The organism is Thermomonas sp., from assembly GCF_041919455.1.
In the GTDB taxonomy this organism is placed as follows: Bacteria; Pseudomonadota; Gammaproteobacteria; order Xanthomonadales; family Xanthomonadaceae; genus Thermomonas.
The window spans coordinates 15645-30156 of record NZ_JAYRTQ010000026.1 but is presented as its reverse complement, the minus strand read 5'-3'; the positions used below and the strand labels follow the sequence as shown (position 1 = coordinate 30156).

Sequence of the window (14512 nt, the reverse complement as noted above, 5' to 3'; positions counted from 1 at the left end):
CGGGAAGTGCGCCAAGGTCGCACTCGTGGCGTGCATGCGGGTGCTCCTGATCCGGCTCAACGCCATGCTTCGCGATGGCTCCGAATGGAGAACGCTAGCCGCTTAGGCTCAAGACAGTTGCTCCTACGGGAGAGAGTTGTAGCCCGGATAAGGCCGCAGGCCGCATCCGGGGTGTCGGGGCGTTCGATCCCGGATGCGCTGCGCTTATCCGGGCTACGCCTGCTTTTCTTGCTTCCCGTCAGCGCTGTGCCCAGGCCGCGATGTCCGCTTCGTCCTCGAACGGCCCGATCTTCGTCTTGAGCACGCGGCCGTCGGCCGACACCAATACCGAGTAGGGCAGCGCCCCCGCGGGATTGCCCATGCGCACGCTGGCATCGGCGGGTCCGGGTGCATCGACGAGATTGCCGTAGGTGATGCCGAGACGTTCCAGCATGGCGCGCGCCGCGGCGACATCATCCAGCGCGATGCCGACGACTTGCGTACCGTTGGTGCCCTGTTCTGCGGAATACGCCTCAAGCTCCGGCATTTCCTTCAGGCAGGGCGCACACCAGCTGGCCCAGAAGTTCACCAGCACCGGTGTCCCGGCCCACGCCTGCGGCAACGCGACGCGGCTACCGTCCAGCGCGGCCAAGTTCATCGTCGGCACGATGTCGCCACGTTTGGCGACGATCACGCCTGCCGGCGGCGATGGTGCCTTTGCATCCAGCACCGCGCCGAGCACGCGCTGGCCGGGTTCGGTGCCGGCCAGGCGCTGGGCGATGGTCGGCTCGAAATACAGGCTGGCCGCCGCGCCAGCCACTGCGGCGAGCAGGGCGACGACCAGGATTCGCCTGTTCGATAGCATCAACGTGCGCCCGCGGCCTGCGCCAGGGCGTCCTCGACCAGGTTCGGCGTCAGGATCACCGGCAGGATCCGGCCTTCGCCGCCGCCGGCCGGATACACCACATACAAGGGCACGCCGACGGCTTTGTGGTGTTCCAGATAGGCGGTGATCGCCGGATCGACGTCGGTGTAGTCGCCGACCATGTAGACCGCATTGGCGGCGTCCAGTGCGGTGCGGAAGCCGGGACGCGCGAACACCACTTTTTCGTTGGCCTTGCAGCTGACGCACCAGTCCGCGGTCATGTTGACGAAGACGACGCGGCCCTGCGCGCGCAGGTCGGCCAGCGCCTGCTCCGAGAACGCCACGCTGGGAACGCCGGCATGCGTTTCCGTGATCGTCGCCCGAGGTTTCTGCAGGGCATGCAACTGGGTCATGGGCCAGGCGATGCCGAGCAAGGCGAGCGCCGCGACCAGCTGCCAATGGCCGCTGCCGCCGCTGCGGGCGCGGGTCCAGGCCCAGGCGGCGAATGCCAGCAGGATCGCGGCAACCCCGAGGTGCCACACCGCATCGGCGCCGCGCAGGGACGCCAGCACGAACAGCAGCCACACCGCGGTGGCATACATCGGGAATGCGAGCAGCTGCTTCAGCGTCTCCATCCACGCGCCCGGTTTCGGCAGCAGCCGCGCGAAGGTCGGCACGAAGCCGATCAGCAAGAACGGCAGCGCCAGCCCCAGGCCCAGCATCAGGAACACCAGCATCCCGCCGTACGTCGGTCCGGTGAACGCATAGCCAAGCGCTGCGCCCATGAACGGTGCCGTGCACGGCGTGGCCAACACGACCGCCAGGACGCCAGTGAAGAAATCACCCGAAACGCCATCGCGCTGCACCAGCGCACTGCCGCGCTGGCCCACGCCGATGTTGGCGTACCAAAGCCCCGACAGGCTCAGCCCGAAGGCGAACACCACCAGTGCCAGTGCCGCCACGACGAGTGGCTGCTGCAACTGGAAGCCCCAGCCCAAGGCAAGCCCGGCCTTGCGCAAGCCCAGCGCCAGCGCGCCCAAGGCGGCGAAGCTGACCAGCACACCGGCGGTGTAGGCCAGCGCATGCGTGCGTGCGGCCTCGCGGCTCGCCCCGCTCTGAGCGAGTGAAAGCGCCTTCAGCGACAGCACCGGCAACACGCAGGGCATCAGGTTGAGGATCAGGCCGCCGAGCAAGGCCAGCAGCAGCGAAGCGAGCAGGCCACGGGTCTGTTGCTGCGGCGGGGGCGTCCGTTCTGCATCGGTGGCCGGTGCATTGCCATTGCGTGCGGCCAAGGCGGCATCGGTCGAAATCGCCGTGGCGATGGGTGCATCGCTTGCCGCGTCAGGAACGGTGGCGCTGTCGATAGCGCCGACATCGGTGGCGGTCGATGCTTCAATTGCCGTCACCGGCATGAGCGTCCCCGCCGGCAGCGAGACCGCCAGCCGGCGGGTCATCGGCGGATAGCAGATGCCGCCATCCTGGCAGCCCTGCAGGCCGAGCACGAGGGTGCCCCTGGCGGCGTCGGCCACCGTGCGCGCCACCGGCACCGCGATCTCGACCTGGTCGAAATACACCGCCACGTTGCCGAAGTGCTCGTCGCGATAGGGCTTGGCCTTCGGCAGTTTCGATGCCGGCGGCAGCGCGGCGGACAGGCCCTTGCCGGCGTCCAGGTTGATCGACAGCTTGTCGCGATACAGGTAGTAGCCGCGCGCCGGTGTCAGTCGCAGCAGCAGGGTATTGCCGTCGGTGGCGATGACTTCGCTGGTGAAGGCCTGTTCGACCGGCAGCGGCAGCGCGTCGGTGGCGCCGGCATCGGCATTGCCCACGCCGAACAGCCCGCCCTTCCTGCTGACGAAGCCGAAACCGCTGCCGTCGTCGCCGGCCTCGCCCGGCAACACGACCTTCAGCGTCCGGGTCTGCGGCGGATAGCAGACGCCGGCATCCGCACAACCCTGGTATTTGACGGTCAGCGTGGTGGTCGTTGCGCCGGGGGCAGGCACGCCGGTGAGCGTGCCGACCAGCTGCTGGCGGTAGGTTTCGACATCACCGAAGAATTCGTCGCGATACGCCTTGCCCTTGGGCAGAGCAAGCGTCCCGCCGGTGAACGCCGCGTCTGCCTTGACCGAGGTGCGATGCCGGTACAGGTAATAGCCATCGGCGATCTGCCAGCGCACTTCGATGCGGTCGCGGGCGGTGGCCTGCGCGGACAGCACGAAGACCTCGTCGACCGGCGGCAGTTCGATGTCGGCGGCGTGTGCAGCGGGCAGGGCGAACGTGAGGGCGAGTGCAGCCAGCCAGCGGCGCAGGCGGGTGGGGAGTGCTGTCATCGCATCAGTCTACCGGGCGGGGTTGTCGCGCAGCCCGCTGCATGCATGCGGGCGGGCCGACGGCTCGGCTTCGACCGCGCGGCGATCCCGCGGTTCATGCGGATTTCGCCGGATGCCCTTGAAAGGGCAGGGGGTTGCCCCATCTCCGTGGCATCCCGGGTTCGCCCGGTTGTGTTGTCCGCGATTTGGCACTCGGTCTGGCCGACTGCTAAAATCGCCGGGTTTTTCCACGTCAATCAACCATTTACCGAGGTTGCTCATGTCCAACATCAAGCCGCTGCACGACCGCGTGGTCATCAAGCGCATGGAAGAAGAGAAGTTGTCCGCCGGCGGGATCGTGATCCCGGACTCCGCCACCGAGAAGCCGATCAAGGGCGAAGTCATCGCCGTGGGCACCGGCAAGGTGCTGGACAACGGCCAGGTGCGCGCGCCGCAGGTCAAGGTCGGCGACAAGGTGCTGTTCGGCAAGTACAGCGGCACCGAAGTGAAGCTCGACGGCGTCGACCTGCTGGTGGTCAAGGAAGACGACCTGTTCGCGATCCTGGGCTGATCGATCGTCCTGTGAGGTGACCCCGCGTCGCCTCCGCAAGGGCGACCCCCCGTGGTCGCCCAGCTCTCGTAAAACCGGTCCTCGTCGGCACCCGTTGAAAAGCGGGCGGCCACGGGGGGCCGCCCCTACAAGAAACCGGACGGCCATGCGGCCGCCCCAACAATCCAAATCGAGGTAATTCCCATGGCTGCAAAAGACATTCGTTTCGGCGAAGACGCACGCGCCAAGATGGTCCGCGGCGTCAACGTGCTCGCCAATGCCGTCAAGGCCACCCTCGGCCCGAAGGGCCGCAACGTCGTGCTGCAGAAGAGCTTCGGCGCGCCGACGATCACCAAGGACGGCGTGTCCGTCGCCAAGGAAATCGAGCTGGCCGACGCCTTCGAGAACATGGGCGCGCAGATGGTGAAGGAAGTCGCGTCCAAGACCTCCGACAACGCCGGTGACGGCACCACCACCGCGACCGTGCTGGCGCAGGCGTTCATCCGCGAGGGCATGAAGGCGGTCGCCGCCGGCATGAACCCGATGGACCTGAAGCGCGGCATCGACAAGGCCGTGGGCGCCGCCGTGGCCGAGCTGAAGACCCTCAGCAAGCCGTCGTCGACCAGCAAGGAAATCGCCCAGGTCGGCGCGATCTCGGCCAACAGCGACCACAACATCGGCGACCTGATCGCGCAGGCGATGGACAAGGTCGGCAAGGAAGGCGTGATCACCGTCGAGGACGGCTCGGGCCTGGAGAACGAACTCGACGTGGTCGAGGGCATGCAGTTCGACCGCGGCTACCTGTCGCCGTACTTCATCAACAACCAGCAGTCGATGCAGGCCGAACTGGAAGACCCGTTCATCCTCCTGCACGACAAGAAGATCTCCAACGTGCGCGACCTGCTGCCGGTGCTGGAAGGCGCGGCGAAGGCCGGCAAGCCGCTGCTGATCGTGGCCGAGGAAGTGGAAGGCGAGGCGCTGGCGACCCTGGTGGTCAACACCATCCGCGGCATCGTCAAGGTCTGCGCGGTCAAGGCGCCGGGCTTCGGTGATCGCCGCAAGGCGATGCTGGAAGACATGGCGATCCTGACCGGCGGTACCGTGATCTCCGAGGAAGTGGGCCTGTCGCTGGAGAAGGCGACGATCAAGGACCTCGGCCGTGCGAAGAAGGTGCAGGTCTCCAAGGAGAACACCACCATCATCGACGGTGCCGGCGACGGCGCGGGCATCGAGGCGCGCATCAAGCAGATCAAAGCGCAGATCGAGGAAACCTCCTCCGACTACGACCGCGAGAAGCTGCAGGAGCGCGTGGCCAAGCTGGCCGGCGGCGTGGCGGTGATCAAGGTCGGCGCGGCCACCGAAGTCGAGATGAAGGAAAAGAAGGCGCGCGTCGAAGACGCCCTGCACGCGACCCGTGCGGCGGTGGAAGAAGGCATCGTCCCCGGCGGCGGCGTGGCCCTGATCCGTGCCAAGGCCGCGATCAAGGAGATCAAGGGCGCCAACGAAGACCAGACCCACGGCATCCAGATCGCCCTGCGCGCGATGGAAGCCCCGCTGCGCGAGATCGTGGCGAACGCCGGCGAAGAGCCGTCGGTGGTGCTGAACCGCGTGGTCGAAGGCAGCGGTGCGTTCGGCTACAACGCCGCCAACGGCGAGTACGGCGACATGATCGAGTTCGGCATCCTGGACCCGACCAAGGTCACCCGCACCGCGCTGCAGAACGCCGCGTCGATCGCGGGCCTGATGATCACCACCGAAGCGATGGTGGCCGAGGCCCCGAAGAAGGACGAGCCGGCGATGCCGGGCGGTGGTGGCATGGGCGGCATGGGCGGCATGGACTTCTGATCCGCTTCATTCGCGTCGACACAAAAGAAAACCCCCGCCGCGAGGCGGGGGTTTTGCTTGCCGATGATTGAATCGCCTCAAGCCGCAGACGCGAGCTTATTGGGCGTATTCGTGATGCCGCGCGTTGCCCAATCAGCCACCTGACTGACGCTGAGGCCATCATCCGTGTCAATGAATTGCGCAAAATGGTCGCGGATGGCGACAGCGGTTGAGTTAGAGCGGAAGCACCACAACGACTCGAGCATCGGGATGGCCCCGAAGCGCTTGAGTTCGTCGTAGAGCGGTTGGTAATTGCGCTTCTTGCGCAGGTCGTAGTCAATGAAATAGAGCATGAGTCGCCTCCTTCGGCGAGATTAGGGAAGGTCCAGCGCTTGACCTCGAACGATCCCCAGGCGACTCTTGTATTGCGATCCACGCAAGTCTCCGGCGGCCCACCGCTGCTGGGAGTGGACCCCACAGGCCCGGTGCGCTAACACCGGGCCTGTTTCGTTCACGGGCTACGCTACGCTTGCCATCTGGCGATGTCAACGCTCGAGACGAACTCAAACTAAAATTCTATTGACGTTCGCCGAATTCGGGCGCAGGGTGCCGCCATGGAGACGCGCGTACTCGCACACCTAGCCGAAGTGATCACGGGCAGCAGCCCGGATCGGCGTGTGGCCCGCGATGCGGTCCGCTTCATACAAATCAAGGACTTGGACCCGCAGAAGCGTGATTTGGTCGCTGGCACTCGCCCCACAGCCAAGCGCGCCCTTGCGGCTCGAGTGGGCGATGTGCTGCTCGCGGCTCGTGGCGGACAGGCGGTGATTGCCGGGAATGCCGCCGGCGCCGGGCTGGAAGGTGCCTATCCCACGCTGGACGTCTACCTGATCCGCCCTGATCAAGAGCGTGTAGACCCCGCCTACCTCGCCGCCTGGCTCACCTTCGAGCCGGTCCGCAGCAGCCTTCAGGCCTCGACCACGGGAGCCTTGATCCCGCGGATCCCAATCGGCTCGCTAAAGGATCTGCCCATTCCGCTGCCCTCGCTGGAACGCCAGCGTCAGATCGGCGCGCTGTTCCATCTCGCGTATCAGGAAGCCGCCGTGCTGGAGCAGCTTGCCGCCCACACCGCCCAACTCCGCACGCGGCAATTGGCCGCTGCATTCGCCTCACTGGAGTCGTAATTCTCATGACCGCCCGTCCCGAAGACATCCGCAACGCCGCTTGGGCCGCTTGCGACACGTTCCGCGGCGCCATCGATGCAGACCAATACCGCCACTACGTGCTGGTGATGCTGTTCCTTAAGTACATCAGCGACCAGTGGGAGTCTCACGCAGCTGACTACCGCAAGAAATATAAGGATATGCCGGAAGCCGCGCGCGAGCTGCGTGTGCAGCGGGATATGGGGCGCGAGCGCTTCGCCTTGCCCGAGGTCACGCTTTACGACAAGGACGATGCACCCATCGACCGGTTTCTCGGAAGCTTCCAAAGCCTGTATGAGCGCCGACAGGCAGACAACATCGGCGAGTTGGTCAACATCACCTTGGATGCCATCGAAAAGGCCAACGAGCAGAAGCTCCCGGGTGTACTGCGCAACGTGGACTTCAATTCGGAATCCAATCTCGGCAGTACCAAGGAGCGCAATCGCCGCATCAAGCAGCTGCTCGAAGACTTCAACAAGCCGGAACTGGATCTGCGCAAGGTCGGCGAGGACATCATCGGCGACGCCTACATCTACCTGATCGAGCGCTTCGCCACCGAGGGCGGAAAGAAGGCGGGCGAGTTCTTCACTCCGCGCAAGGTCTCGGAGCTCGTCGCCAAGCTGGCCCGCCCTGAGCCGGGCGACACGATCTGTGACCCCGCCTGCGGCTCCGCGTCGCTGTTGCTGCGCGCGGGCGAAGAAGTGGGCACCAGCAACTTCCGCCTGTTCGGACAGGAGTCCAACGCCCAGACACTGGGTCTGGCGAAGATGAACATGTTCCTGCACGGAATGGACAGCGCCAGCCTGGTCCGCTGCAACACGTTGACCGACCCAGGTCTTTTGCAGGGTGACGCGCTAATGCGCTTCGACATCGTGGTCGCCAACCCGCCGTTCAGTCTGGACAAATGGGGCGCGGAAGAGGTCAAGGATGACCGGTGGCACCGCTTCACCCGCGGCATTCCGCCGAAGAGTCGCGGCGATTACGCCTTCATCCTTCACATGCTGGCCATCGCCAAACCGGGTGAGGGCCGCATCGCGGTGGTGGTGCCGCATGGCGTGTTGTTCCGCGGCGGTGCCGAAGGCCGCATCCGCGAAAGCATCGTGCGCGACAATCTGCTGGATGCCGTGATCGGCCTGCCGGCGCAGCTGTTCCCGACCACCGGCATCCCGGTCTGCATTCTGGTGTTCGACCGCGCGCGTGAATCCGGCGGCCTGCGAGAGCACGAACGCGACGTGCTGTTCGTCGATGCCAGCCGCGATTTCAAGCCCGGCAAGCGTCAGAACCAGCTGCGCGAGGAAGACCTGCAGCGCATCGTGGACACCTGCCGCGAGCGCCGCGAGATCCCGCGCTACTCGCATCTGGCGGATCTGGCCGAAATCGAAGGCAACGGCTTCAACCTCAACATCCCGCGCTACGTGGACACCTACGAGCCGGAGGCCGAGATCGACCTGCAGGCCGTGCAGATTCGGATAGAAGACCTCGAGCAGCAGCTGGCCGAGACCCGCAAGCAGATGAACCGCTACCTGAAGGAGCTGGGCATCGATGTCCGCGGGTGAACTGATCCTCTATCGCAGCCAGGACGGCAGCGCCCGCATCCAGTTGCGGGCGGTGGACGGAACCGTCTGGCTGACCCAGGCGGAGATTGCCGAATTGTTCGGCATCACCCCGCAGACAGTGACCCGGCACATCCAGGCCATCTATGCCGATGGCGAGCTTCGCCCGGAGGCAACTTGTACGGAATACGTACAAGTTCGTTCAGAAAACGACCGCCGGGTGCGCCGCCGCCTCAACAGCTACAGCCTGGACATGATCCTGGCAGTTGGCTACCGCACGCGCTCCGAGCGTGGCGTCCAGTTCCGCCAATGGGCCACGACCCACCTGCGCGCCTACCTCGTCAAGGGCTTCGCCATGGACGACGAGCGCCTGAAGCAGGCCGGCGGCGGCGACTACTTCGACGAGCTGCTGGCGCGCATTCGCGACATCCGCAGCAGCGAAAAGGTGTTCTGGCGGCAGGTGCTGGACATCTACGCCACCAGCGTGGACTACGACCCGTCCGCCGAAGCCAGCCAGCGTTTCTTCGCGACCGTGCAGAACAAGATGCATTGGGCGGCGCACGGCCACACCGCGGCGGAGATCGTGCATGCCCGTGCCGATGCCGCATTGCCGAACATGGGCCTGACGAGTTGGGCCGGGTCGGAGCGCGGCAAGCCGCCGGTGCGTGCGGATGCAGGCATCGCCAAGAACTATCTGCACCAGGACGAGCTGGAGCCCCTCAACCGCATCGTTACTGCCTATCTGGAATTTGCCGAACTGCAGGCGATGAACCGCCGGCCGATGGCGATGACCGACTGGATCGCCAAGCTCGACGAGTTCCTGAGCTTGGCGGACCGTGCGGTGCTGGATCATGCCGGCCGCGTCTCGCAGGAACAGGCCCGGCTGAAGGCGGAAGCGGAGTACGAGAAGTTCCGAACGGCGCGCATCAATGCGGAAAGCGAGGTGGAGCGGGCATTCGCGGCGGCCAGCAAGCGGGTCGAACAGACTGCGAAGGCATTGAAGAAGCCGCGCGTGCCGAAGGGGAAGGGCTGATGGCAACGAAAGCCATTGCGCCTTGGCAGCGCAGCAAACTTGCCGAGGTTGCTGAAGTGCGGACCGGCATTGCCAAGAATAACGAGAAGGCACTCACCGATCCTGTGGAGCTGCCCTATCTGCGCGTTGCCAATGTGCAGGATGGGCACCTCGATCTCACGGAGATCAAGACCATTGCGGTGGAATCGTCGCGAGTGGAGCGGTATTCGCTGGAAGATGGCGATGTATTGATGACCGAGGGCGGAGACTTCGACAAGCTCGGGCGAGGTGCCGTCTGGCGCAATCAGATATCACCATGTCTCCATCAAAACCACGTGTTTGCGGTGCGCGTCAATCGAAAGCATTTGCTGCCGGAATTTTTGGCGGCGTATTGCGCTGCAGAGCCTGGCCGGCGCTACTTTCTGGCTTGCTCGAAACAAACGACAAACCTTGCCAGCATCAACTCATCACAGCTGAAAGCACTTCCGCTGAGGCTGCCCTCGCTGGACGAACAGCGCCGCATTGTGCGCGTGCTGGATGCGGCGGATCGACAGATCGATCTTGCAGAAAAGATTGCGAAGGAAACCGCGGATCAGTCGGCTGCCATTGCTAGCAAGTTGATTGCGAGTATTGCTGGGAAGCAGGTCGACTTGGCGCAAGTCGTGAGCCGCGTGCGGCGGCCTCCAACAAACGCTGACGTGGTGCCACTTACAATCTCAGCCGAAAGTGGCTTGGTGCCGCAGAGCACTTTCTTTGGAAGGCGTGTAGCGTCGGATGTCATCGATAGCTATACGCTGATTCGACGTGGCGAGTTCGCCTACAACAAGAGTTATTCCAATGGCTATCCGTATGGGGCCATCAAGCGGTTGGAAGATGTGGAAGAAGGCGTGCTGTCGTCCCTGTATCTCTGTTTCGGGGCCGATGACCAAGATGCCCTCGATGGCAACTACTTAGCTGCCGTATGCGAATCTGGATTCTTTAATCGCCAAATTCACATGATTGCGCACGAGGGTGCGCGAAATCACGGTTTGCTTAATGTGAGTGCCGAAGATTTCTTCTCCATGAGGCTGCCGCTGCCCAACCAGCAAGAGCAGAAGCGCATCGCGGATGCTGTGCGGGCTGCGAGAGCGCGGGTGCAGCCTAGTCGAGAGCGCGTTGAATCGCTGCAACGACAGAAGCGCGCCTTGATGCAGAAACTTCTCACCGGCCAACAGCGCCTCACCCGCGACTTGCCCGGCATGGAGCCTGGCGATGTCTGAGATCGAATCTGCCAGCCCCGACTTCCCCCTGTCCGAAGCCGGCGGCGCCCAGCTGCAAGCCCTGCATACCCTCTCCGCCCTGGGGTGGCATTACCTGCCACGTGCAGAAGTGGAACGCCAGCGAGGCAACCGCCGGAACGAGGTCCTGCTGCAGGACGTGCTGCGCAAACAGCTCAGCCGCATCAACCGTATTCGCTACGACGGCCGCAACCACCCCTTCTCCGAAGAAAACCTGCACACCGCCATCCAGCGCCTGCGCGAGCAGCCGTTCCAGGGTCTGTTGCGCAACAACGAGGCCGCCACCGACCTGCTGCAGCTGGGCATTTCCCTGCCGCAGCGGATCGACAACCTGCAGCGCGAGTGGAGCCTGCGCTACATGGACTGGGACGACTGGCAGGCCAACGCCTTCCACATGGCCGCGGAGTTCCCGGTGGAAACCGTGCCCGGCCAGGTGGTGCGCCCGGACATCGTGCTGTTCGTCAACGGCATTCCGTTTGCGGTGATCGAGGTCAAGAGCCCGCGCGAGGACGTGCTGCATGCCATCAGCCAGCAGTTGCGCAACCAGAAGCAGGAGGATGGCGCACCCGGCCTGTTCCACACCGTGCAGTTGCTGGTCGCCGCCCAGCCCAACACACCGCGTTACGCCACCGTGGGTACGCCCGCCAAGCTGTGGGCCGAATGGAAAGAGCTGGACATCGCCGGCGAAGAGATCGGTGCCGCCATCAATCGGCCCCTGGACGCCATCGAAGAGGCAGAACTGCTCAAGGACTTTGCCGCCCACCAGCGCCGGCACCGGGCCGTGCATGAGGCCGGCGGCCGCTATGTAACCGAGCAGGACCGCCTGTTGACCGGGCTGTGCCGGCCCGAACGCCTGCTGGAACTCGCCCGCCGCTTCGTGCTGTTCGACGGTCCGTTCAAGAAGATCGCCCGGCATCCGCAGTTCTTCACCGTGCGCCACCTACTGCAACGCGTGCAGAAACGTGACGACCGCCAGCGCCGCGAGGGCGGCGTGGTCTGGCACACCCAGGGCTCGGGCAAGTCGCTGACCATGGTGATGCTGGCCAAGTCCCTCGCGATGGACGTGCGCGGTGCACGCATCGTCATGGTGACCGACCGCACCGACCTGGACGACCAGATCCGCAAGACCTTCCGCGCTACCGGCCTGGAGCCGGTGCAGGCGCGCACCGGCGAGCATCTGCTGGAGTTGCTGGAAGCGAAGGCCCCGGTCGTCACCACCTTGATCCACAAGTTCCGGGCCGGGTTGAACAAGCGCAAGCTGGTGGACGACAGCGCCGACATCTTCGTGCTGATCGACGAAAGTCATCGCAGCCAGTACGGCGACATCGAAAGCCTGCACGCGCGCATGCGCGAGGGCCTGCCCAATGCCTGCGTGATCGGCTTTACCGGCACCCCGCTGGCGAAAAAAGAGCGCAACACGTTCCTCAAATTCGGCCCGCTGGTGCAGCCGGCCTACACCCTGACCGACGCCGTGGCCGAGGGCGCGGTGGTGCCGCTGCTGTACGAAGGCCGGCTGGTCGAGCAGGACATCGATGCGAACGCGATCGATGCCTGGTTCGAGCGCAGCACCCGCGAACTGAGCGATGCGCGCCGTGCCGAGCTGAAGAAGAGCATGAGCAAGCCGACCACCCTCATGGGGGTCAGCGACTGGTTGCGCTGCGTGGCCTTCGATGCCGGCCGTCACTACGTCGACAATTTTCAGGGTAGTGGCCTGAAGGGGCAGGTCGCCGTGCCCAGCAAACGCGATGCGGTGCTCCTGAAGCGCCTATTCGACGAGATCGGCGAGGTCCGCAGCGAGGTGGTGATCTCCGCGCCGGACATGCGCGAGGACGAGTCCGCCATCGACGAGTCCACCGACAGCGAAGTCAAGGAATTCTGGAAGAAGATGATGCAGCGCTACGGCGACGAGGCGGCCTACAACCGCCAGATCGTCGATGCGTTCAAGGGTCCGGAAGGGCCGGAACTGCTGATCGTGGTCAGCAAGCTTTTGACCGGCTTCGACGCGCCGCGCAACACGGTGTTGTATCTGGCCAGGCCGTTGAAGGAACACACCCTGCTGCAGGCCATCGCCCGGGTGAACCGCGTCTTTGAGGAAACAGGCGCAGCCGACAAGCCGTACGGCTATATCATCGACTATTGCGGCGTGCTAACTGATTTGAGCGATGCGCTGAGCAGCAACGCAGCGTTGGCGGATTTCGATGAAGCCGACCTTGCCAATGCGGTCAGTCTGATTCGTGATCGGGCGGCCAGGCTCCCGCAGCAGCATGCGGAGCTGCTCGATGTGTTTGCGGGTGTGTCCAACCGCTACGACGAGGAAGCTTACGCGCGGCATCTGGCCGACGAGGCGCTACGCGCAACGTTTTATCGTGCGCTCAGCAATTTTCGGCGTGGTCTGGAAATGGCTCAGGTGTCGCGGGAGTTCCTGGAGGACACGCCGCCGGAGCGTTTGCGGCGCTGGCGCGGCGACCAGGCGCGTTTTGAAGCATTGCGCGCAAGCGTCCGCGCCCGCTACAGCGAAAAGGTGGCGGATTGGGACGAGTACAAGAAGCAGTTGCGGCGCCTGCTTGATCGTTACGTGACTTCGCATGAGGTCACTACTGTTGTGGAGCCATTGCCGGTGTTCGACGACAAGGCGCTGGCCGCAGCGAGCAAGCAGCAGAAGCGCACCGATGCCTCAGTCGCGGACGAGATCGCGAGCCGGACCCTGCGGGAGATCGACGAGAAGTGGGACGAAGACCCGGTCTTCTACGAGAAGTTCTCGAAGCTGATCAAGGACACCATCGACGCGTTCCGTCAGCATCGGTTGGACGAGAAAGCGTATCTGGAGGCTGTGCGCAAACATCGTGATGGCGTGACCCATCGAGAGGGTGATGAAGAGGCCGTGCCTACGGCCATTCGCGGCAAGGGCCACGAAACCGCGTTCTGGGGCATCGCCCGGCGTGAGCTGGAGAACGCCGGGCTGAACGATGAGACGCTTCCCGTCCGCTTCGCATCGGTATTCGCCGAGGCGGTAGCGACGCACCGGATCATTGGCTGGCAGACCGATGAGGGGGTGAGGAACCGCATCCGTGCCGAAGTTGATACTTTCTATTTCGATGAACTTGGCGCGCCTGAAGCGCTGACACCGGATGTGCTGGATGCCATCGTTGATCAGCTCATGGACATCGCCACGATTCGGATGCCGGACGATGGCCGCATTCGTTGATCTGGAGGCTTCATGGGGGAGTCGACGTTTGCCGTTCCGGTTGCGTCGCGCAGAGGTGAAGCGCTTGCGCATCGCGGTTGATCCGGAAGGGGAGGTCGTGGTGACTGCGCCGATGCACGCCTCGGATGAAGCCGTGATCGCGCGTGTTTCGCGCCGAGGAGACTGGATCCAGCAGCAGCACTCGCGCTTCGTCCGGTGGCGGCCTAGAACGCCGGTTCGGCAATACCTGAGCGGGGAAACGCATCTGTTCTTGGGCGACCAGCTGCGTCTTCAGATCGAGGCCGGGCGGGTGAGCAGTGTCGAGAAGCGTGGAACGCGTCTGGTGGTCGGTCTGGGACAAGAGAAGGAGCGTGGTTTAACGCGCGATCTTGTTCAGTCGTGGTACGCGGCACAGGCAAGAGTGGTCTTGCGAGAACGATGGCTGGCGCAACAGGGCCTTTGGCTGAGGCAAGGCATCCGTGCTTCTCGTCTGATCGTGCGTCCACTCCGCAATCGTTGGGGCAGCATGACGCCAGCAGGGAGTCTGGTCCTGAACGCTGATTTGGTGAGGGCCGCACCACGTCTGATCGACTATGTGATTGCACACGAGATGGCGCATCTGATGCATCCCGACCATGGTGCTGAGTGGCGAAGCTTGCTCACACGGGTCATGCCGGACTGGGAATCACGCAAAGCGCACTTGGAGGCTCAGTTGCTGTAGGTCGAATACTGCTACTTCCAGACCAGAGCGCTTGCGAAA

At 64.3% G+C, this 14512-nt stretch carries 11 protein-coding genes; 8 read left to right on the top strand and 3 right to left on the bottom strand.

The genetic code is table 11. The annotated features are described in order from the left end of the window. Positions 1 to 238: 238 nt before the first annotated feature. The gene (locus tag ACE3T8_RS13605; RefSeq protein ID WP_374609815.1) at positions 239 to 844 is read right to left on the bottom strand and encodes a TlpA family protein disulfide reductase; all 606 of its coding nucleotides are present in this window, start codon (positions 842 to 844) and stop codon (positions 239 to 241) included. Next, complete coding sequence (locus ACE3T8_RS13600; RefSeq protein ID WP_374609813.1) at positions 844 to 3171, bottom strand: protein-disulfide reductase DsbD family protein; 2328 nt, start codon at positions 3169 to 3171, stop codon at positions 844 to 846. The genes ACE3T8_RS13605 and ACE3T8_RS13600 overlap by 1 nt, the downstream gene beginning before the upstream one ends. Before the next feature lie 259 nt (positions 3172 to 3430). Between ACE3T8_RS13600 and groES the strand changes: the two genes are divergently transcribed. Beyond that, the gene (gene groES, locus ACE3T8_RS13595; RefSeq protein WP_374609811.1) at positions 3431 to 3721 is read left to right on the top strand and encodes a co-chaperone GroES; all 291 of its coding nucleotides are present in this window, start codon (positions 3431 to 3433) and stop codon (positions 3719 to 3721) included. Positions 3722 to 3904: 183 nt separating this feature from the next. Continuing rightward, positions 3905 to 5545 carry a chaperonin GroEL gene (gene groL / locus ACE3T8_RS13590; RefSeq protein WP_374609809.1) on the top strand — a complete coding sequence of 547 codons (1641 nt, stop codon included), beginning with the start codon at positions 3905 to 3907 and terminating at the stop codon, positions 5543 to 5545. A gap of 77 nt (positions 5546 to 5622) precedes the next feature. Here the strand turns inward: groL and ACE3T8_RS13585 are convergent, their stop codons facing one another. Further along, on the bottom strand, positions 5623 to 5877 hold the full coding sequence (locus ACE3T8_RS13585) for a hypothetical protein (protein ID WP_374609807.1): 255 nt from the start codon (positions 5875 to 5877) through the stop codon (positions 5623 to 5625). Between the two features lie 261 nt (positions 5878 to 6138). On the opposite strand from ACE3T8_RS13585, the gene ACE3T8_RS13580 reads away from it, so the two are divergent. Genes ACE3T8_RS13580 through ACE3T8_RS13555 form a run of 6 tightly spaced genes read left to right on the top strand, consistent with a single transcriptional unit; the run spans position 6139 to position 14473 of the window. After that, a complete protein-coding gene (locus ACE3T8_RS13580; protein ID WP_374609805.1) occupies positions 6139 to 6708 on the top strand; it encodes a hypothetical protein in 570 nt (189 codons plus the stop codon). Between the two features lie 5 nt (positions 6709 to 6713). Continuing rightward, entirely contained in the window at positions 6714 to 8282 is a 1569-nt protein-coding gene (locus ACE3T8_RS13575) for a type I restriction-modification system subunit M (protein WP_374609803.1), read from the top strand. Beyond that, complete coding sequence (rhuM, locus tag ACE3T8_RS13570; protein ID WP_374609801.1) at positions 8269 to 9312, top strand: RhuM family protein; 1044 nt, start codon at positions 8269 to 8271, stop codon at positions 9310 to 9312. The genes ACE3T8_RS13575 and rhuM overlap by 14 nt, the downstream gene beginning before the upstream one ends. Next, positions 9312 to 10550 carry a restriction endonuclease subunit S gene (locus tag ACE3T8_RS13565; RefSeq protein ID WP_374609799.1) on the top strand — a complete coding sequence of 413 codons (1239 nt, stop codon included), beginning with the start codon at positions 9312 to 9314 and terminating at the stop codon, positions 10548 to 10550. The genes rhuM and ACE3T8_RS13565 overlap by 1 nt, the downstream gene beginning before the upstream one ends. After that, positions 10543 to 13773 (top strand): type I restriction endonuclease subunit R, encoded by a 3231-nt coding sequence (locus ACE3T8_RS13560; protein WP_374609797.1) that lies wholly within the window; start codon positions 10543 to 10545, stop codon positions 13771 to 13773. Before ACE3T8_RS13565 ends, ACE3T8_RS13560 begins: the two co-directional genes overlap by 8 nt. Further along, positions 13757 to 14473, top strand: a complete 717-nt coding sequence (locus tag ACE3T8_RS13555) for a M48 family metallopeptidase (RefSeq protein WP_374609795.1) — start codon at positions 13757 to 13759, stop codon at positions 14471 to 14473. Before ACE3T8_RS13560 ends, ACE3T8_RS13555 begins: the two co-directional genes overlap by 17 nt. Positions 14474 to 14512: the final 39 nt, after the last annotated feature.